Below are 17416 nucleotides of genomic sequence, written 5' to 3'. Positions count from 1 at the left end.
CGGCTTGTCCTTCCACCAGATGGCCTGCCTCTGGGCGGAAGCCCCCATGAACCGGATCCTCGACGAGGCGACCGACCGCCGCCCCGGCGGTCGATTCCTGTCTCCGGCCGGACGAGACCATGGTCGTGAGCCTGAACAGGATCTGGCCGCGCCGCATGAGCCATGCGACGGGGATCGTGGGCTAGCCTTCCGGTGCACTATCCACAAGCCTCCCCCTCGGGGGCTCGGCCCGGCTACCGTGGGTGGCATGGCGAGGGAGATCCGCATCGAGATCGATGACGAGCAGTACGAGCAGCTGGAACGCGAGGCACACGAGCGGCACGAGGACCCGACGGTGTACGCCGGACGTGTTCTGGCACAGGAGCTGAGCAAAGCAAGGTTCCTTGAGGGCTGCGCCCAGTTCCTGGCGGTCCCCGGGATGCGCGAGGAGTTCGCCCGCAGGTTCGGCCCTGAGCCCGGGCCCAGCGCAACCGCTGCGTAGGCGGGCCGCCCACAGTGGACCTGACCATAGATCTTCCATGGCTGCTGGAGCTCGCCCGCACGCAGCTGGGCGACCCTGACGTGACGGACTGGGGAGCGCTGGAGGCTGCCCGCGCCCGGCACTGCTACCGGGTGATGGACGGCCTCGTCTACGACCAGCCTCACCACCGGGCCGCCGCCCTGTTCCACTCGCTGTGCCGGGTCCCGGCGCTGGAACACAGCAACGCCCTTTACGGCGTCACGGTCGCAGCTGGCTATCTGCACGCCAGCGGCCGTCCAGTGCAGTTCACCGCCAAGGACGCCGCCGACCTGACAGAGCAGGTGACAGCGGGGAGCGTCGACGTACGGGCTTTGGCCGACATACTGAAGGAGTGGACTGAGCGCCGCTGAGGCCGAGCTCCTCCCAGCGCCGTCGCGACGGTTCCGGGGTGTTAGGGCAGGGGGCAGGATGTGCTCGGTGAGCTGTCCTCGCACTCTTCCTCCCGTGGTGGGGCGGCTTCGGCGAGCCAGTCGGCAGTGATCAGCAGTTCGGCGTGCGCGGCGACTTGGTCCAGGTGAAGTCCGCCGTCCTCGGAAATCCGAGGCGACCGTCAGGCGGGTCTGGGCGGCGGTATACAGAACCAGGAGCCGGATGGCGGTGCCTGCGTTCGACCGAGGCCTTGCGTCCTTCGGCGATGCCGCCGGGACCTGTGGTGTTTGGTCGGAGGCATCCCACGAAGTAGAGGCAGTCCGCTGGCCCGGAGTCATCTGCCAGACCCGAATGCGGGTGAGTGTTCGGCTGTGAGCGAGGCAAGTTGGGCTTCTTGTCCCTGCCCCAGGACTGACTCATCACTGGCTGGGCTCGCTTCGCGTGCGGCGCCATCGTGTTCTGCAGCGAGTGGACAGCAACAGCGGTCCCGCGTCTCGGGTGGTGGCCGCAGTGACGAGCAAAACATGGGAAGCGTGGCTGAGGAAAGTAGGTGGTTCAGGTACCTCCGCTCGCAGGTGTGTACCGCACTCACCGTAGGGGCTGACGTTCTGTGGTGCAGGCCGTGATGGGTTGGTAGTCGGTTCGGGCAGTTGTCAACACTCCGCGCCGGTTCTCAGAGTTCCATCGGGTGGGCTTGTGCATGCACGTGCAGAGTTGATCCGGCTACGCCTCTTTAGTAAGAGCAGCGCACGGGTTTGGGGCTCTGACCTGCGGTTTTATGGTATCGGAGGTGTCCTGGGGAGCACGTTTGCGGGTGGAGAATGTCAACGTGGCCGACACGTTCGGTACTGGAAATCAAGCTGCGGTTGACTTTTCTCGATAGGTGTCGGGGTCGGTAACGCTGCAGGTCAGGAGCCTGGACCGAGCGTCCGGGCGGGGTAGGGAGGAGAGCTGGAGAGGTAGAGGATGTGTCGCTATTGCGGCACGGAAAGTCAATCAGTGCTTGATTCTCGCTGCCGAACGACGAGGAAAGTCAAGTTGTGGTTGATTTTTTGACCCCCTGTGCATGGCAGAGGCTCTCTGCAGCGCCACTCGGCGTGCCGCTGCTCCAAAAGACAAAGAGAGCTTGAGTTTTCGGATAGTCTCTGGACCGCCTGAGTACAAAGGAGGTCCTGTGACTGCCGATCCACCAGCACGCCGACGGCCCCGAGCCATCCCTGACACCACATCGGACGACACGGGCTTCGACGACCTCCTGCAGGTCCTCGGAGAGCAACTCGGCGAAGCCGCCCAGACAGCCGACCCCCGCAGCCGCCGCAAACTGAAGAACGTCTCCTTCGAGTACGAGCCCGACCACACGGCCGTCCACGACATGGCCGGCGGTGCAGGCTACAGCCTGGCCTCCAACTGGTTCACGCAGCTGCTCGCACAGCTCGCCGTCGCCAACTCCATCACCAAGTCCCAGTTGTGCGTCTTCCTCTGGGTAGCCGGAGGACAAGAGCGCGGCACCGGTATCGCCCGATACACCCAGCAAGAGATCACAGACGGCCTCAACGAGCTCGCCAAGAAGAAGGGCGGGAAGCGCATCACTCGCTCCACGGTCAACCGTGCCATCAGGGCACTGGTCGGCTACAAGTGGGTCGAGCAACTCGGTAACGGCCTGATCCAGCTGAACGTCCGCCTGTGGTTCCACGGCAACAGCAACGCCCAGCACGCCGTTCTCGAGCAGATCGCTGTCCAGCACGGACACGACGCCGAAGCCTTCCCCCACGGCATCGGCCCCGACGTCCACCAACAGGAGCTGGAGCTCGACTTCACCCAGAATCCGCACCATGGACGGGGAAGGCGTACAGGGTGATACCCATTCACAAACCGGTCCGCAGGCCTACACGAGGAAGGGATAACCATGGCTGAGGTCATGTCACCGGTCGTGTCCGAACGCATCTGGGCCCTGCCCGTCTCCGGGGCCACGGTCAAGTTCCTCCAGTACTTGCTCTACCGTAGCGACTTCGGAGGCCACCTCCCCGTACGACAGAAGGACATGGCCACCGAGTACCGCGTCACTCCCCAGGCCATCAGCAACCTCATCGCACCCCTGTGCGAGCTGAACATCGTCCTGCGCCCGAAGAACGAGGACGGCAACCGCGGCAAGGGCAACTCCTACCGCCTCCACCCCTTGGCCGCGAAGTACGCCAGCCATCAGGACATGGAGGCCGCATTCCGAGGCGCAATCGCGAGTATCAAGGCCGGTGACCTCTGCAACCTCAAACTGCCCGCCTACCGCGCGGTCCCGCCCACCGCTGCCGGACAGCCCAAACTCCAGGTCGCCTGAGTCGAACAAAAAACAGGGGCCCCGCCGATGCTTCGGCGGGGCCCCTGTGCCTGAGTAAGAGGTTGTGCTGGCACTATACCCAGCAAACGCCACCCTCAGCGCGCCGAAGCAACGCCTCTGATCCGGACAGTATGTCCGGTTCCTAGCCAAGCCACGAGGAGATCACCAGGCGCATTGCCGTGCTGGACGTCATCGCAGTGCATCCCGGAACACAGCCGCAGAGGTGTCGGCACGCTGCTGCACGACGGCAACTGGAGCGGTTCTGGGAGGTGGGACACCGACTGGCGATCGCGGTCGTACTGGTCGAAGAACCGAGCACATGCGTGGCATGGACAGCGCTGAACCCGCAGGTGCGGATGCATCCGACAACGTGGGTTGTCGCCGGTAATCGACCCATGGTTACGGGGAAGCGGTGAGAACGGTACCTATCCGTACATTCCAGCGCCCGTCCCGGCCGGTCAGCTGCAACGAGGACAGCGGTGGCACGTCGATATGCCAAAACGATCCGTGCGGTGCTCCCAACACGTGTACCACCGCGGCGCGCGCTACGGCCTGTTCGACAACGGCTAGTACCCGCCCTGCAGCGGCCGGCAGGTTGTCCAGCCAGGCGGCGGTGCGGTTGCACACGTCCGCCACGGACTCGCCACCGTGCGGGGTCGCTTCTGGATGCGACATCCAGGCAGCCAGCCCGGCCCCGTCACTGGCCGCGATCTCGCCGAGTGTCCGGCCCTGCCAACTGCCCATGTCCATGTCCCGCAGCTCCGGTTCCACGGCGACAGCGTCCCAGCCCAGGGCGCGCACCGTCTGTTTGCACCGTTGCGAAGGCGCCGTGTACCAGGCGGCGGCCGTGGGCAGGGCTCCGGCGACTGCTCGCGCCTCCCGCAGTGCCCGCGCGTCGAGGGGTGTGTCGCCGAAGCGCACGTCATGCTCTACGGGTGCGGCGGCGCACACCAGCGTGAGCCGGACCGTCATGAAAGCCTCTTTCCCTGGGGTCCATAGGAGTGGCGTACGCCATGTTGGCCGGAGAGCCTATTGCCCCTACGCTCTGGGGCGACAAGGACGACGGCGCCACGGAAGTCCGGTGCAAGCCCGGCACGGTCGCGCCACTGTGTGCCACCCCTCCAGCCAGGCGAGGGTGGTGAGTCAGACCCAACGCCGTCGTCGAGTGCTCCACACGATGCGGGACGCGTTGTTCCCGAGGAGGTCTCACTATGGCGCAGTCCACTGCCGCCCCTACCACCCAGACCGTCACGCCGCTGTCGCTGCGGGCGCTCGCCCCCTGGGCCGTCTTCTTCGGCGTCCTGATGCTGGTCCTGCTGTATTTCGTTGGCGCTGAGCAGGGCGCCACCGCAGTGATCGCCGGTGGGGGCGTTCACAAGTGGGTACACGACGCACGCCACCTTCTCGGCTTCCCCTGCCACTGACGGAGTCCTTACCCATGAACTCCGTCACCGTACGCACCCTCCTGGTGCTTGGCATGCTCGCCGGCCTCGCTGCCAGCGTGCTCGCCCTCGTCTTCGCCTACCTGGTCGGCGAAGGCCCAGTGAACGCCGCCATCGCCTTCGAAGAGGCCAACTCCCATGAACACGGCGGCGAGGAACTCGTCAGCCGGTCCCTGCAGTCGACGGCCGGGCTCGCCACCGGCATCCTCGTCTTTGGCATCGCCATCGGCGGGATCGCAACGCTCGCGTTCTGCTTCGCGCTGGGCCGCATTGGTCAGTTCGGCGCGCGGGCGACCGCGGCGCTGACCGCGCTCGCCGGGTTCCTCCTCGTCTACCTGGTGCCGATCCTGAAGTACCCCGCGAACCCGCCCGCCGCCGGCAACCCGGACACCATCGGCGAACGCACCATCCTCTTCCTGCTGATGATCGTCCTGAGCGTCCTGCTGGGGATCGCCGCCCTTCTGCTGGGACGGAGGCTCGCCCCCGCGTGGGGCAACTGGAACGCCTCCATCGGCGCCGGGGTGGCTTTCGTGGCAGTGGTCGCGATGGCGATGACCGTACTGCCGTCTGGGGACGCCCCCCCCAAGGGCTTCCCGGCCGCCGACCTGTGGGAGTTCCGCTTGGCTTCCATCGGGGTCCAAGCCGTGCTGTGGTCGGCGTTCGGGCTCCTGTTCGGCTTCATGGCCGAGCGCCTCCTCGAACCGCGGCCGGCACGCGGTCGGGTTCCGACACTGGCCGCCTGAGCCGTCACACACTACGGCGAGATCTGCCGGGGGCGCGCCCGGAGGATCCCGCCGCTTCGTATGTATGGGGTGGCGTGACAGTGGATCCGTACGCGCACCACGCCTTCACGGGAGCGGGGTGGCCGCGGCCTGCCGCGGGCCGATGACCGCCACGGTCACGGCGTCGGCTTGGGCGCGGAGGGCGCCTCCTTCGCTTCCCGGTCGGCGCGGTCGCGGGAGAGGCTGGTGAGCCGCAGGTCAGCAAGGCCGGGCAAGTCGATCACCGCCCGGCACCTGCGCAAGTACTTCGGCTTGGAGGGTATCTCCACCCACACCCACGTCTCCGACCAGCACTCGACGTTCGGCACCAAGGTGACCGTGGCCACGCACCGCGAAGCGCACAAACGTGCTGGAGGAGTCCCGGGCCATCCTGTTGCCCCCTTGCGGAGGGTGTGGGCCGCACCCCTGAGCCGTGGCACGGCGGCACCGACAGCCTGAGCTCCGAGTGGTCATCCGTCCCGCTTGGCCGTCACGGTGAACTCGCCACGAATCCCGTCGCCGATCATGCCCGGCTTGCAGGCGGTGGCGTACTTGCCTGCCTTGGTGACCTTCACGGTCATTTTGCGGGAGATGCCGGGGGTGATGCCCTCCACCTCGCTGACGATGTGGCCCTCCGGGTTGAAGAGGTAGAACTCGGTGATCTTGTTGCCGCCGTTGGTGATCTCGAAGGCTATGGATCCGGAAGGGGCGGACGTCCGGGACAGCTTGCAGGCGTCGTCGGTCGCCTCGACCGTGATGACCCCCGCCTTGGCGCCACCACCACTATTGGTCTTCTCGGCGCAGGCGGTGATCAGGGTCAGCGGGCTGAGTGCCAGCAGGGCTAGGGCAACGGTCCGGGGCAGGCGAGAGGTCACGACGTACTCCTGGGGACGACGACACGGAGGGGCGGTGGCGGCGCGCGGTTTAGGCGAGAGGTCGGCCGGACTGTCCAGATACTGATCCTTTCCCGGCTGATCCCGCGCGCTCAGAGACCTGCTGATGCATCGTCAACCCCCAGGTTCCTTATGGCGACTTTATTTTTGTGCCTGAAATATCCCGTATATCCACATCACGAGATGGGTTGACTTGCACACAGCGACATCTTAGGTTCGCCTAACCTTACCTCTAACGGAAAGATTCCAGCCATGCCCAGAACCTCACTGCGCGCACTCGCTCTGCTAGCCCCACTCGCCTTCGCCCTCACGGCCTGCGGCGGCGCCGACGCAGGCAAGGCCCAGCCCGCCAAGGGCCAGGTGAAGGAGACGGCACCGGCCGGCGTGGCACACCAGCACACCGTGCTGGAGGCGGAGATCGCGGCCAGGGGCGGCGAGACCGAGGCCGGCGAATACCGCATCGGCTACATCGTCGAGGCGGCTGAGCCGTGGTTTGAGTCCAAGGACAGCAAGGGCGGCAAGCACGCCGGGCACGATATGGGTGGGGAGCTCGTCAACCGTGAGCCCGCCAAGGGCGAGACCCACCACATCGAAATCATCCCGATGGAGGCCAAGACCGGCCGTATCATCCCGGACGTGCCAATCCGGTTGGAGGTTCTCGACAGCAAGGGCAAGGTTGTCCAGGCCCAGGACCTGAACTTCTACTACGCCGAGTTCTTCCACTACGCCAACAACTTCTCCATCCCAAGGGAGGGTAAGTACACCCTGCGCGCCACGCTCCAGCCCCCGACGTTCCTGCGGCACGGCGCCAGCGGCGAGAAGCCTGCGCTGAGCAAGAAGGTCACCGCCACCTTGCGCAACGTGGAACTGAAGTCGGAGAGCTGACAGGTGGCCTCGACCTCCGATAGATCGACGGCCGCTCTGGTTCGCCGGCACGCCAGGGAATCAGAGCGGTCCGCTCCCGCCAACGGCGGCGGGGCCCCTGACCGGCCTCCCACCGCGGTCTGGGCACTCGTCACCCTGGGGATTCTGAACTCCGCCGCCCTGGGTGCCGTCTGCTGGGTGGCCGACCACATGCATGCCGACCCAGCTTTGCAGCTCGCGGCCCGCTTCCTGCATGTCACAGCGCTCGTCGTCGGGTTCGGCTCCGTGCTCGCCGTCGACTGGTTCGCCGTCCTGTGGCTGCTCGGACGACGCCGCTTGTCCGATGTCCTGCAAACCGCTTGCGGGCTGCAGGTGCCGATCTGGCTCGGGCTGGCCGGACTAGCCGTCAGCGGCCTGTTCCTCCACCCGGACCTGACATCGCCCCTGACCCGCGTCAAGCTCGGCCTCGTTCTGGCCATCACCTTCAACGGCCTGTACGCCCACTGGCTCGGGCAGCGCCTCGGCCGGTGCCGGGATGACGCTCGGGTACCTCGGCGCCTGCTGATCCAGTCGGGTGTGGCCGCCACCGTCAGCCAGCTCGGCTGGTGGGGCGCCACCTTGATCGGCTTCGTCAACAGCCAGTCCTGACCTCACGACGTCTGACGACCGCACACAAGGAGACCGTGTGTTCGCCAACTACCTGATCGGCCTGCGCGAGGGACTCGAGGCCAGCCTCGTCGTCTGTATCCTCGTCGCGTACCTCGTCAAGACCGGCAACCGGAGCAAGGTGCCACCTATCTGGCTCGGCGTCGGTATCGCGGTTGCGCTCAGCATGGGCGTGGGCGCGGTGCTGCAGTTCGGCTCCACGCAGTTGACGTTCGAGGCCCAGGAGATACTCGGCGGCTGTCTGTCCATCGTCGCCGTGGCGCTGGTGACCTGGATGGTGTTCTGGATGCGCCGCACCGCCCGGCACCTGAAGGCCGAGCTGCACGGAAAGCTGGACCAAGCCCTCGCCATCGGCACCGGCGCGCTGATGGCCACCGCATTCCTCGCCGTGGGACGCGAGGGCCTGGAGACCGCGCTCTTCGTCTGGTCCGCCGTGCAGGCCACGGACGACGGAGTCCGCCCACTGGTCGGCGCCGTTCTCGGTCTCCTCACGGCCGTCGTGCTCGGCTGGCTGTTCTACCGGGGTGCGCTGCGGATCAACCTCGCGAAGTTCTTCACCTGGACCGGCGCCATGCTGGTCGTGGTCGCGGCCGGCGTCCTCGCGTACGGCATCCACGACCTGCAGGAGGCAAGCATCCTGCCTGGCCTGGACAACCGCCTGTTCGACATCAGCGCGACGATCCCGCCGGACAGCTGGTACGGCGCCCTGCTGAAGGGCATCTTCAACTTCCAACCGGACCCCAGTGTGCTGCAAGCCACGTTCTGGGCGCTCTACCTCACACCCGTTCTCCTCCTCTTCCTCCGCCCAGCCCGCACCGCACCGGCCACGCCGGCGACGGCATAGAACGCACCAGAACCACGACACCTCAGAAGAAGTGGACGTGCGGGGGCGGCGGGTCTTCGCCCTCCCTGCTGAGCCGGGCCGCCTCCTCCACGTGCTCCTCCGGGGTGTTCTTCCCGCCGAACAGCCGCAGCGCGGCCATCACACCGCCGCGACCTGCTCGACCGTGCCCAGAGCTCACCCGCCCCTTCTGCGGCGAAGCCGAGAACCGTCCCCATACCACGCACGGCACCAGACGCGCGGTCTTGGAGGCACGGAGGTCGATGGCGCCCGACTGCCCCCACCAGCGGCTCGCCGAGAAGCGGCTGTGGCAGGCACTGGACGACACAGGGCTGAACGCCACCGGCTTCACCAAGCCGGACTGCTCGGCCCTGCCTGGTCGGTGATGACCCGGGTAGCGCGGCCCATTCGCTCTCCTGCCGCATCTACCCCAACCCCGGAACCCGGCCGGGGCACCCGACGTCGGGCAACTCCGGCAGGCCCTCGAAGCGGCCGCCCGCGAAGCGGACTGACCTGGACCGCTGCCGACAAGCCTCGGCGATCACACCGCCGCGGTTTTCCGACGTTCAAGACCTCCCACGGCCCCCTTTGGGACTTGCCTCGATCACACACGCCTCCACCGCATCCCCGCCGAGAACGGCGAAGTTGGGCGCGGCAGCCTTGCTGACCACCCGTGGAGCCGACACGTCGTCCCCCGACACCGCCAAGAACGCATCGGCCCAGCCCCAAGACGGGTGGCACACTGCGTGTCGGCGCCCTCGGGCCGGGCGACCGCCATCACCCGTGACCCGCACGGCACTCAGGCTAACGAGAGCGACTACCTCCTCCTGCCGCTGGTTACGACACCCTCACTATCCCCGGCGCCAAACCGAACACGCTGCCCCGCCTCGTGTCCTCCTGGACGGCCTCGGACGACCTGAAGGCCTGGCGCTTCACCCCCGCCAAGGACGCGCAGTTCCACGACGGAACGCCGGTCACCGCCGAGGACGTCGTCTTCTCGCTGCGCCGACTGCGGGGTACCCCCTCCGGCGCCTCCCGCCTGCCCGGCATCAAGGCCAAGAACTGATCTGTGCAAGGGGGATGACGTCTGGCCCCTGGGAATGGCCGGGCGGGCGACTTCCGAGGTGGCCAGCAGCGCGGTGATCGTGATCCGGGGCGGCGGGCTGGGGGTTGCGTCTGTCTGACGAAGGGCCGAGCGCGCATGGTCCGCGACTGCCGCACTGACTGACGCGTTGACGGTTGAGCCGCTAGACCAGCTCTGGAGGGGAGGACCCGGAGAAGCCGGCAGCCGGAGGAAGCGTCTGCCGGCTGCCGGCTTCGATCACGGCTTGTTCATGTGGGCGCGATGGCTCTCCCTCTCAGCGGGCGGGGTTGCTGCGTCCACGACAGAGCGAGGCGATAAGCCCTAGGACGCACGTGGTGGCGAGGGCCAGCAAAGCCCACTGGTAACTGTGGGTGAGGGCGCGCAGAGTGTGAGGGCCGAGAGCGGAGACGGTGCCGGCGTAGGCAGCCTCCTTGGCCGGGGCGGGCAGGCCGCCAGTAGCGATCGCCAGGGCCAGGGCGGTGCTGACGGCGTAGCCGGCGTTCTGAACAGTCTGACGTACACCGTTAGTGATGCCGCGCCGTTCGGCGGGCACGGACCCCATGATGGCACTGGTGTTGGGGGTCATAAACAGCCCCACTCCCGCGCCCACGGACATCAGGCAGACTGCGAAGAGGATTCCGTTCATCCGAGGTCCGATCGTGGCAGCGAGAGAGAACAACCCGGCTGCGGACAGGGCCAGGCCGGTGCTGGCCAGGGCTCGGGCGCTGAAGCGGCCACTGAGTCTGCCGGCAGCCGGAGCGGTAGCGGCCATGGCCAGCGCCACGTACAGAACATGCAGTCCGGCCTGGTAGGGGGCCATGCCCGCGGCTGCCTGGAGGTACAGCGACATCAGCAGCACCACGGCGAAGTAGGCCATCGCCATCAGGAACAGTGCCACATAGGCCATGCAGCGGGCCCGGTCGGTGAACAGGGAGAGATCCAGCAAAGGGTGGCGGCGCCGGGCCTGCACGGCGAGAAAGACGGGGCTGAGGAGGAGGAAGAGTGCTACGCCAATGAGGACCGAAGGGCTGGTCCAGCCGAGTGCCCCGCCTTCAGAGAGGGCCAGAATCAGACCGCCCAGGGCCAGGGTGGACAAGACGGCACCGAGGTAGTCGAAGGACTCGCCGCTGGCGCGTGCGGCTCCGGGACGGAGGTTCAGGCAGGCCCATATCAGGCCTACCAGGCCGATCGGCACGTTGAACCAGAACACCGCGCGCCAGCCCAGGCCCGAGGCCAGAGCTCCGCCCAAGGCCGGACCGATGACCTGGGCGAGTGCGGAGATCGTGGCGTTGATTCCCAGCGCGGTCGCCAGCTTCCTGGCGGGGAACGCGTCGGTGATCAGCGCGGTGATGTTGCACAGCAGGGCCGCGGCTCCGACGGCCTGCACACAGCGGAAGACGATCAACCAGACGATGCTCGGCGCCAACCCGCACAGCAGGCTGCCGACTGTAAGCAGGCTGATGCCGCCCACGTACATGCGGCGTCGGCCGATCATGTCGGTGACCCGTCCGAAGACGAACACCAGGACGGTGGTCACCAGCATGTAGGAGAGCAAGGTCCACGAGGCGCCAGAGGCCGATGCGCCGAAGTGACGGCTGACGGTGGGCAGGGCGACGTCCATGGTGGAGGTGTTCACGCTAGCCAGGAAACCGCCGAGCCCGGCGACGAGTTGCACTTGCCACAAGCGTCCCTGGTCTTCGGGGCCGGCTCCGGGCCGGGTGGCCGGGGCGGGGGTCCGGTTGGTGGTGGGGGTGGGGGTCGTCAATGCGTCCTCCCTTCTTTGTCACTGGCGCCGGGCAGCGCCTCGGGGTCGAGACGGGCGAGCAGAGCCTCGCCGACAGCGGTGAGCTGGGCGCGCTGCTGCGCACTGAGCGGGCCGAGCACTTGTTCGCCAACGCAGCACGTGTAGACCCGGCGCGGTCCGTTCCGCCTGCTGAAGCTCTGCCGGCGTGAGCACGGCCAGCCAGCCACGCAAGTGGCCTTCGGGGCTTTTCGGCGGACCAGATCGGCCTTCTCGAGTCGTTCGATGGCGTGGGTGATCCGGCTGCGCCTGGAGCGCGCCGTCTCCGCCAGCCGACTCGTCCGAAGAGCCCGGCCCGGAGCACGGCGCAGCCGCCAGAGGATCGCGATGTAGCAGCTGCGGGGCAGCCCCGTCTCGGGTTCCAGGCCGCAGCCAAGGCGGGCCGTCACCGACTCCCACGCACGATTAGGGCGTGAAAGGCCCGCAGTCCGTCGGAGTTCAGCCAGCTGAGTTGGTCATCACTCATCACGTTTACTACACTACAGGATTGTCCAGCGCTGTAGTAAACCGGTAGCCCATGGGAAGGAGCTGCCGCCAACTACGGAGCACAAGCCACCCCTTTGAGAAGGAACCCCTTGGCGAGCAAGACCCCCACACTGGTACCGAGCCGGACCGCGCTCCTGATCATGGACTTCCAGGACTCACTGCTGGAGGGTGTCCCCGAGCCGGACAGGCTCCTCGAGCGCGCCCAGCGCGCCCAGAGGGCGGCGTTGGCGGCGGGCGTCCTGGAGATACACGTGCGCGTGGCCTTCACGCCTCAGGACCACGCCGCCGTCCCAGCGCACAACAAGGTTTTCGCCCCCCTAGCCAAGGCCGCAGCTCTGGCCGAGGGATCACCAGATACGGAAGTCCACCACTTGTTACGGAAGAGTGGACGCGCACTCACCATCACCAAGAACCGCGTGAGCGCCTTCAGTACCACCGCACTCCACCAGCTGCTGCAAGAACAGGGCATCGACACCCTGGTGCTCGCCGGCGTCTTCACCCGCGGCGTCGTTCTGTCCACCGTGCGGGACGCTGCCGACCGCGACTACCGTCTGTTCGTCCTGAGGGATGTCTGCGCCGACGGAGACCCGCAACTCCATGAGATGCTGATGCGCTCCGTCATCCCGATGCACGCCGACATCCTCGACCTGTCGGCCTTCGAAGCCGCTATCCGCTTGGCCTCCCAGTCGCCGCAGCACGCGGATGATGATCCCGCCCCAACAGGGGCACTGCCCGCGGACCCGATGCAGTCCGACCCCGAAGCCGCGAGTGCTGTCTGACATAGACACTGCGCCGATGCCGCCCTGACCGCGCCGGCGGCAGAATCCCGCACGTTGGAAGCGCCGCCGGCACCGGCAGGTAGTACAGCCAGTAAGTTACTCGGGAGAAAACAAGCCATGTACCTACACGACTGTCAGGACACCCAGACCAGGCGTACCGGCCTTGCGTATGCCGCTGACATGCTCCGCGCTGGCGAACTGGTTGTCTTCCCCACGGACACCCTGTACGCGGTCGGTGCCGACGCCTTCAATGAGAAGGCCGTTCACGCGCTGCTGGCTGCCAAGCACCGCGGCGGTGACAAACCCGCCTCCGTCTTGGTGGGGGACCCAACCGCCCTGGACGCTCTGGCAGCCCACGTGCCGCCAGCTGGCCGCCAGCTGATCGATGCATTCTGGCCCGGCGCCCTCTCCCTGGTCGTGCCTGCTGCTGCCTCCCTGACCTGCGACCTCGGGCAGACGCATGGGACCGTCATGGTTCGCATGCCTCAGCACCCGGTCGCGCTCGAACTGCTCCGCAAAACCGGCCCCCTAGCTCAGTCCAGCGCCAACCTCACAGGCCATCCGCCGGCGACCACTGCCGAACAGGCATGCACCTACTTCGGTGCCGCCGTGCGCGTCTACCTCGACGGCGGTACGACCAGGAACCGTCCCTCCACCATCGTGGACGTGACTAAGGGTGATAACCCCGTCATCCTGCGCGATGGCGCCGTGCCGCATGACCAGATCGCCGCGGTCCTGAGGCAGCAGGGCCCGGCCAGCGCACTCCAAGGCCCAAAGAACTGATTCCTGCGTCATCAGGTGAAACCGGACAGGACAGCGTTCCCTGCCACCATCCCGACGGCCGTACGCAGCCCTGCACCCGCTGCCGATCCCGGTGCATCGCTCATCTTCGACGGGAATCCGTGACTGACGGAAGAAGCGACACTCTCCGCAACCGGCCGGTGCGCATTGCAATTGGCGCCCGGTCTGAGGGTGGGCGCATACTGGATCTGGCAGTGATCCAGAGTAGGACGTAGTGCCATGGATTCTGACGAAGCCCCTCCGCTCCGGCAGGCTCCCAGCACGGATGGTGGGCGGGCCATCGCGATCGTCGACGAGCAAGGCACTGTGACTGGATGGAGCCGGGACGCCGAGCGACTGCTCGCCTGTGGCGCCGAAGAGATTCTGGGCCACCGGGCCGATGAGCTGTTCCTCTGGACGGCCGGCTCACCATTCTGGACCCTCCCATTGGGGCAGGACGATTGGCAGGGAGAGCTGTCGGCGCGGTGTGGAGACGGCCGTCCGCTTCGTCTACAGGGCATGGGCCGACGATTTTCAGACCGCGACGGACGGTCCCAATGGGTCCTGCTGATGTCGGTCCCGGGGCAACTCCTTCCGCAAGAGATTGGGGCAGCTCTGCTCGACTGGCTGCTCACCCGTTCACCAATAGCGGTGACCGTGTTCGACACGGACCTGCGTCAAGTGCAGCAGAACTCCGCGATGACTCAGCTCACGGGGGCCTCGCAGGCAGATCGCCAAGGGAAGAGGCTGTCACAAGCCCTGCCCGGACTCCATGCCGAGGCGTGGGAACGACGCATGCGCCAGGTGATCGCGACGGGAGAGCCCGCATTCGACGAGGAGCTCCACGGCCGCGTTCCCGCCGACCCCCATCGCGAACACGTCTTCTCCGCCTCGGCTTCGACTTTGCAGGACTCCTACGGGCAGGTCCTCGGCCTCTGTGCGACGGTGACCGACGTAACCAATCGGCACAAGGCTCGAGAACGGCTCATCATTCTCAACGAGGCGAGCACACGGATCGGCACCACCCTAGACGTGATGCACACGGCTCAGGAACTCGCCGACGTAGCTGTTCCCCGGATAGCCGACCTGGCCTCCGTCGACTTGCTGGAGACCCTGCTCAATGGTGACGAGCCCGGTCCGTTCACCGGATCAGTGGCCCTACGTCGAGTGGCAAACCAGTCCGCCTTCGACCTGGCACCCGAATTGATTCACCGGCCCGGCGACGTGGACATCTACCCCGCCGATTCACCCCCGGTGCGCTGCATGGCGACCGGCCGGTCGGCCCTGCTCCGACTGGCAGACACCGAAGTGCGGTCCTGGCTGACCGAGGACCCCGAGCGTGCGGCCAGACTCCAGAAATACGCACTTCAATCGATCATGGGTGTCCCCGTACGGGCACGCGGAATGACCCTCGGCATCGCCATCTTCTACAGGCGATCTGCTGACCCATTCACCGACGAAGACCGGCTCCTGGCGGAGGAACTAGTCGCACGAGCCGCTGTCTGCCTCGACAACGCCCGACGATTCACCCGGGAGCGCACCACCGCCCTCGCGCTCCAGCACAGCGTGCTCCCGCAGAGAGGCCACGCGCAGGCAGCCGTGCGGACCGCTTCTCGATATCTCCCGGCGGGAGGCCAGAGCGGCCTCGGCGGCGACTGGTTCGATGTCATCCCCCTCTCGGGCGCGCGGGTTGGCTTGGTCGTCGGCGACGTCGTCGGTCACGGCATCACCGCCGCTGCCACCATGGGTCGACTACGGACTGCGGTGCGCACCCTCAGCGACGTGGATCTGCCTCCCGACGAGCTGCTCACCCACCTCGATGACCTGGTCGCTCATCTCTCCGAAGAGCGAGAGGATCCGGACAACGACGCTGCCGAACTCGGCGCCACATGCCTGTACGCCATCTACGATCCGGTCTCCCGACGCTGTTCCATGGCCTGTGCCGGACATCCGCCGCCGGCCGTGGTCACACCGGACGGCGCCGTCGAACTCCTCGAACTCGCCCCGGGCCCTCCGCTCGGCCTGGGTTATCTGCCTTTCGAACCCAGCGTGATCACCCTCCCCGAGGGAAGCCTGCTCGTCCTCTACACCGATGGCTTGGTCGACTCTCGCACGGGGGACGACGGGTATGAACGGCTGCAGCGCGCGCTCACCAAGCCCGTCCCCTCGCCAGAGGCATTGTGCGACAGCGTGCTCGAGGACCTGTTGCCCGACCAGGTCCTCGACGACGTCGCCTTGCTGATCGCCTGTACCCGGGCACTCGATGTAGACCAGGTCGCGAGCCTGGACATACCTGCCGAGGAAGCAGCCGTAGCCAAAGCCCGCGCCTGGGTCACGCGCCAACTTGCTTCTTGGGAGCTCGAGGCAGCGGATTTCGTGACCGAACTGGTGGTGAGTGAGCTGGTCACCAACGCCATCAAGTACGGCCATGCCCCCATACAACTGCGACTGATCCGGGACCGAACGCTCATCTGCGAGGTCTCCGACGCCAGTAACACCGCCCCACACATGCGCCGCGCACGGCTCTTCGACGAGGGAGGACGTGGTCTTCAGATGGTGGCCCAGCTCACTCAGCGTTGGGGCACTCGCCAGACGAGGGAAGGCAAGACCATCTGGTGCGAACAGCTGAACCCTGAGGGTGAGCCGGTCTGAATCACACGCAGCCGGGCAGGACAGCGCACCGAAACCTGCTATCCGCAAGGAAGCTGAGGCCCAGAAAGCTTGATGAAGGCCCGCTTACTGCCCGCCGATCTTAAGTACCACCTTGCCGAGGTGTCCGTTTGTACTGACGACGGCCTGCGCGGCGTGCACATCCGTCCAGGGCAGCACCCTGTCGATCCTGGCCTTGAGGGCCCCCGACGAGATCCCTGAGTCGAGCTCCTTCCGCATCTCGTGCACCAGAAGGGCCTTCTCTTCCTGATCCCGGGTCCTGAACGTCACACCGATGATCTCGAGGCGCCTGAGGGCGACAGCCTCCAGATCCAGTGGACCCTGCGGTCCACCAAGACGTCCGACACTGATGATCCGGCCCCTGAGGGCAGCGATTCTCAGGTTGTCAGCCAGACAGGGACCGCCCACGTGATCGACGACGATGTCAGCGCCTTGGCCCTGGGTAACATCAAGCACGTTCCGTACGAAGAACCGGGAATCCGTTCTGAGGACGACATCGGCGCCCAGCTCCTTGAGGAGCGCATCGTCCTTATGGCTCCTTACTCCAGCGATGATGCGGCCGGCGCCCAGGTGCTTCGCGATCCGGATGCCCATCTGGCCGACGCCCGAGTTCGCCGCGTTAACCATCACTGAGTTCCCGGGCACGAATCGTCCCGCGGTGCGGATGGCGTTGTGCTCGGTCATGAGGGCGAGAACGGCTGCAGCACCGTCCTCGAAGCTCCACGAGTCGGGCAGTGGTATTGGCATGCGTTCGTCAACCACGACTCGCTCGGCGAGACCCCCGTTGACCATGGTCATCACGCGCTGTCCGACCTTGAGCTCCGCCCCAGGATCTGCATCGATCACCGTCCCCGCGGCGTCCAGACCCACGACGGTGGCGCCAGCTCCCGTTCGCGACGTCCCGTGGGTGCCGGCGAGGACCGCGAGGTCGGCCCTGTTGACGGAGGCGGCATGCACCTCGATGAGAACCTGACCGGCAGTCCGCTGCGGTTCGTCGATGTCCTGTTGCTCGATCGTGGGACCTGATTCGGTGGTGGTAATGACCATCGCCTTCACGGCGCTGCTCCCTAGCTCTTCATGTTCTTTCAGGGCCGACTGCCCCGCGCACTGGTCTGGAGAGGTCCGATG

At 66.6% G+C, this 17416-nt stretch carries 18 protein-coding genes and 1 pseudogene; 15 read left to right on the top strand and 4 right to left on the bottom strand.

What is annotated here, in order from left to right; all coding sequences use genetic code 11:
- The first annotated feature begins 247 nt into the window (after positions 1-247).
- The 4 genes from IE260_RS33855 (at position 248) to IE260_RS33840 (ending at position 3221) form a co-directional block, all read left to right on the top strand.
- A complete protein-coding gene (locus IE260_RS33855; RefSeq protein WP_189878922.1) occupies positions 248-481 on the top strand; it encodes a hypothetical protein in 234 nt (77 codons plus the stop codon).
- 14 nt (positions 482-495) lie between these two features.
- Positions 496-870, top strand: a complete 375-nt coding sequence (locus IE260_RS33850) for a fic family toxin-antitoxin system, toxin component (protein ID WP_189878920.1) — start codon at positions 496-498, stop codon at positions 868-870.
- 1193 nt (positions 871-2063) lie between these two features.
- Positions 2064-2747: a hypothetical protein gene (locus IE260_RS33845; protein ID WP_189878917.1), complete on the top strand. Its 684-nt coding sequence runs from the start codon at positions 2064-2066 to the stop codon at positions 2745-2747.
- 48 nt (positions 2748-2795) lie between these two features.
- On the top strand, positions 2796-3221 hold the full coding sequence (locus tag IE260_RS33840; RefSeq protein WP_189878915.1) for a hypothetical protein: 426 nt from the start codon (positions 2796-2798) through the stop codon (positions 3219-3221).
- A 399-nt stretch (positions 3222-3620) separates the two neighbouring features.
- Here IE260_RS33840 and IE260_RS33835 read toward each other — a convergent pair whose 3' ends face one another.
- The gene (locus IE260_RS33835) at positions 3621-4193 is read right to left on the bottom strand and encodes a histidine phosphatase family protein (RefSeq protein WP_189878912.1); all 573 of its coding nucleotides are present in this window, start codon (positions 4191-4193) and stop codon (positions 3621-3623) included.
- A 239-nt stretch (positions 4194-4432) separates the two neighbouring features.
- Between IE260_RS33835 and IE260_RS33830 the strand changes: the two genes are divergently transcribed.
- The 3 genes from IE260_RS33830 (at position 4433) to IE260_RS43225 (ending at position 5883) form a co-directional block, all read left to right on the top strand.
- Positions 4433-4645, top strand: coding sequence for a CbtB domain-containing protein (locus IE260_RS33830; protein WP_189878910.1), 213 nt, complete (start codon positions 4433-4435; stop codon positions 4643-4645).
- Positions 4646-4659: 14 nt separating this feature from the next.
- Positions 4660-5406 carry a CbtA family protein gene (locus IE260_RS33825; RefSeq protein ID WP_189878908.1) on the top strand — a complete coding sequence of 249 codons (747 nt, stop codon included), beginning with the start codon at positions 4660-4662 and terminating at the stop codon, positions 5404-5406.
- 225 nt (positions 5407-5631) lie between these two features.
- The gene (locus tag IE260_RS43225) at positions 5632-5883 is read left to right on the top strand and encodes a Tn3 family transposase (protein ID WP_373303441.1); all 252 of its coding nucleotides are present in this window, start codon (positions 5632-5634) and stop codon (positions 5881-5883) included.
- Between the two features lie 11 nt (positions 5884-5894).
- On the opposite strand, the gene IE260_RS33815 is transcribed toward IE260_RS43225, so the two are convergent.
- Positions 5895-6299, bottom strand: a complete 405-nt coding sequence (locus IE260_RS33815) for a cupredoxin domain-containing protein (protein ID WP_229881555.1) — start codon at positions 6297-6299, stop codon at positions 5895-5897.
- Between the two features lie 270 nt (positions 6300-6569).
- On the opposite strand from IE260_RS33815, the gene IE260_RS33810 reads away from it, so the two are divergent.
- The 5 genes and pseudogenes from IE260_RS33810 to IE260_RS33790 form a co-directional block, all read left to right on the top strand.
- Entirely contained in the window at positions 6570-7202 is a 633-nt protein-coding gene (locus tag IE260_RS33810; protein ID WP_189878906.1) for an iron transporter, read from the top strand.
- A 177-nt stretch (positions 7203-7379) separates the two neighbouring features.
- A complete protein-coding gene (locus IE260_RS33805; RefSeq protein WP_189878904.1) occupies positions 7380-7829 on the top strand; it encodes a hypothetical protein in 450 nt (149 codons plus the stop codon).
- Positions 7830-7866: 37 nt separating this feature from the next.
- On the top strand, positions 7867-8691 hold the full coding sequence (gene efeU, locus IE260_RS33800) for an iron uptake transporter permease EfeU (protein ID WP_189878901.1): 825 nt from the start codon (positions 7867-7869) through the stop codon (positions 8689-8691).
- A gap of 260 nt (positions 8692-8951) precedes the next feature.
- On the top strand, positions 8952-9074 hold the full coding sequence (locus tag IE260_RS42695) for a hypothetical protein (RefSeq protein WP_268254956.1): 123 nt from the start codon (positions 8952-8954) through the stop codon (positions 9072-9074).
- A 274-nt stretch (positions 9075-9348) separates the two neighbouring features.
- Positions 9349-9751, top strand: a pseudogene (locus tag IE260_RS33790) (ABC transporter substrate-binding protein); the annotation flags it as partial.
- Between the two features lie 295 nt (positions 9752-10046).
- On the opposite strand, the gene IE260_RS33785 reads toward IE260_RS33790, so the two are convergent.
- The gene (locus IE260_RS33785; protein WP_268254955.1) at positions 10047-11447 is read right to left on the bottom strand and encodes a DHA2 family efflux MFS transporter permease subunit; all 1401 of its coding nucleotides are present in this window, start codon (positions 11445-11447) and stop codon (positions 10047-10049) included.
- Between the two features lie 701 nt (positions 11448-12148).
- Here IE260_RS33785 and IE260_RS33780 point away from each other — a divergent pair.
- The 3 genes from IE260_RS33780 (at position 12149) to IE260_RS33770 (ending at position 16270) form a co-directional block, all read left to right on the top strand.
- Positions 12149-12838: a cysteine hydrolase family protein gene (locus IE260_RS33780; RefSeq protein ID WP_189878894.1), complete on the top strand. Its 690-nt coding sequence runs from the start codon at positions 12149-12151 to the stop codon at positions 12836-12838.
- 117 nt (positions 12839-12955) lie between these two features.
- Positions 12956-13621 (top strand): L-threonylcarbamoyladenylate synthase, encoded by a 666-nt coding sequence (locus IE260_RS33775; protein ID WP_189878892.1) that lies wholly within the window; start codon positions 12956-12958, stop codon positions 13619-13621.
- A gap of 237 nt (positions 13622-13858) precedes the next feature.
- Positions 13859-16270, top strand: a complete 2412-nt coding sequence (locus tag IE260_RS33770) for a SpoIIE family protein phosphatase (RefSeq protein WP_189878890.1) — start codon at positions 13859-13861, stop codon at positions 16268-16270.
- Between the two features lie 84 nt (positions 16271-16354).
- Here the strand turns inward: IE260_RS33770 and IE260_RS33765 are convergent, their stop codons facing one another.
- Positions 16355-17335 (bottom strand): zinc-binding dehydrogenase, encoded by a 981-nt coding sequence (locus IE260_RS33765; protein WP_229881581.1) that lies wholly within the window; start codon positions 17333-17335, stop codon positions 16355-16357.
- Between the last annotated feature and the right edge of the window lie 81 nt (positions 17336-17416).

This window comes from Streptomyces viridiviolaceus, assembly GCF_014650995.1.
Classification (GTDB): Bacteria; Actinomycetota; Actinomycetes; order Streptomycetales; family Streptomycetaceae; genus Streptomyces; species Streptomyces viridiviolaceus.
This window is presented reverse-complemented; position numbering and strand designations above follow the sequence as displayed.

Excerpts from the sequence above, each read along its gene's own strand:
- IE260_RS33775 (WP_189878892.1), top strand. The coding sequence starts at position 12,956 with ATGTACCTACACGACTGTCAGGACACCCAGACCAGGCGTACCGGCCTT.
- IE260_RS33810 (WP_189878906.1), top strand. The coding sequence starts at position 6,570 with ATGCCCAGAACCTCACTGCGCGCACTCGCTCTGCTAGCCCCACTCGCC.
- IE260_RS33835 (WP_189878912.1), bottom strand. The coding sequence starts at position 4,193 with ATGACGGTCCGGCTCACGCTGGTGTGCGCCGCCGCACCCGTAGAGCAT.
- IE260_RS33840 (WP_189878915.1), top strand. The coding sequence starts at position 2,796 with ATGGCTGAGGTCATGTCACCGGTCGTGTCCGAACGCATCTGGGCCCTG.
- IE260_RS33770 (WP_189878890.1), top strand. The coding sequence starts at position 13,859 with ATGGATTCTGACGAAGCCCCTCCGCTCCGGCAGGCTCCCAGCACGGAT.
- IE260_RS33855 (WP_189878922.1), top strand. The coding sequence starts at position 248 with ATGGCGAGGGAGATCCGCATCGAGATCGATGACGAGCAGTACGAGCAG.
- IE260_RS33765 (WP_229881581.1), bottom strand. The coding sequence starts at position 17,335 with ATGGTCATTACCACCACCGAATCAGGTCCCACGATCGAGCAACAGGAC.
- IE260_RS33825 (WP_189878908.1), top strand. The coding sequence starts at position 4,660 with ATGAACTCCGTCACCGTACGCACCCTCCTGGTGCTTGGCATGCTCGCC.
- IE260_RS33830 (WP_189878910.1), top strand. The coding sequence starts at position 4,433 with ATGGCGCAGTCCACTGCCGCCCCTACCACCCAGACCGTCACGCCGCTG.
- IE260_RS42695 (WP_268254956.1), top strand. The coding sequence starts at position 8,952 with ATGGCGCCCGACTGCCCCCACCAGCGGCTCGCCGAGAAGCGGCTGTGG.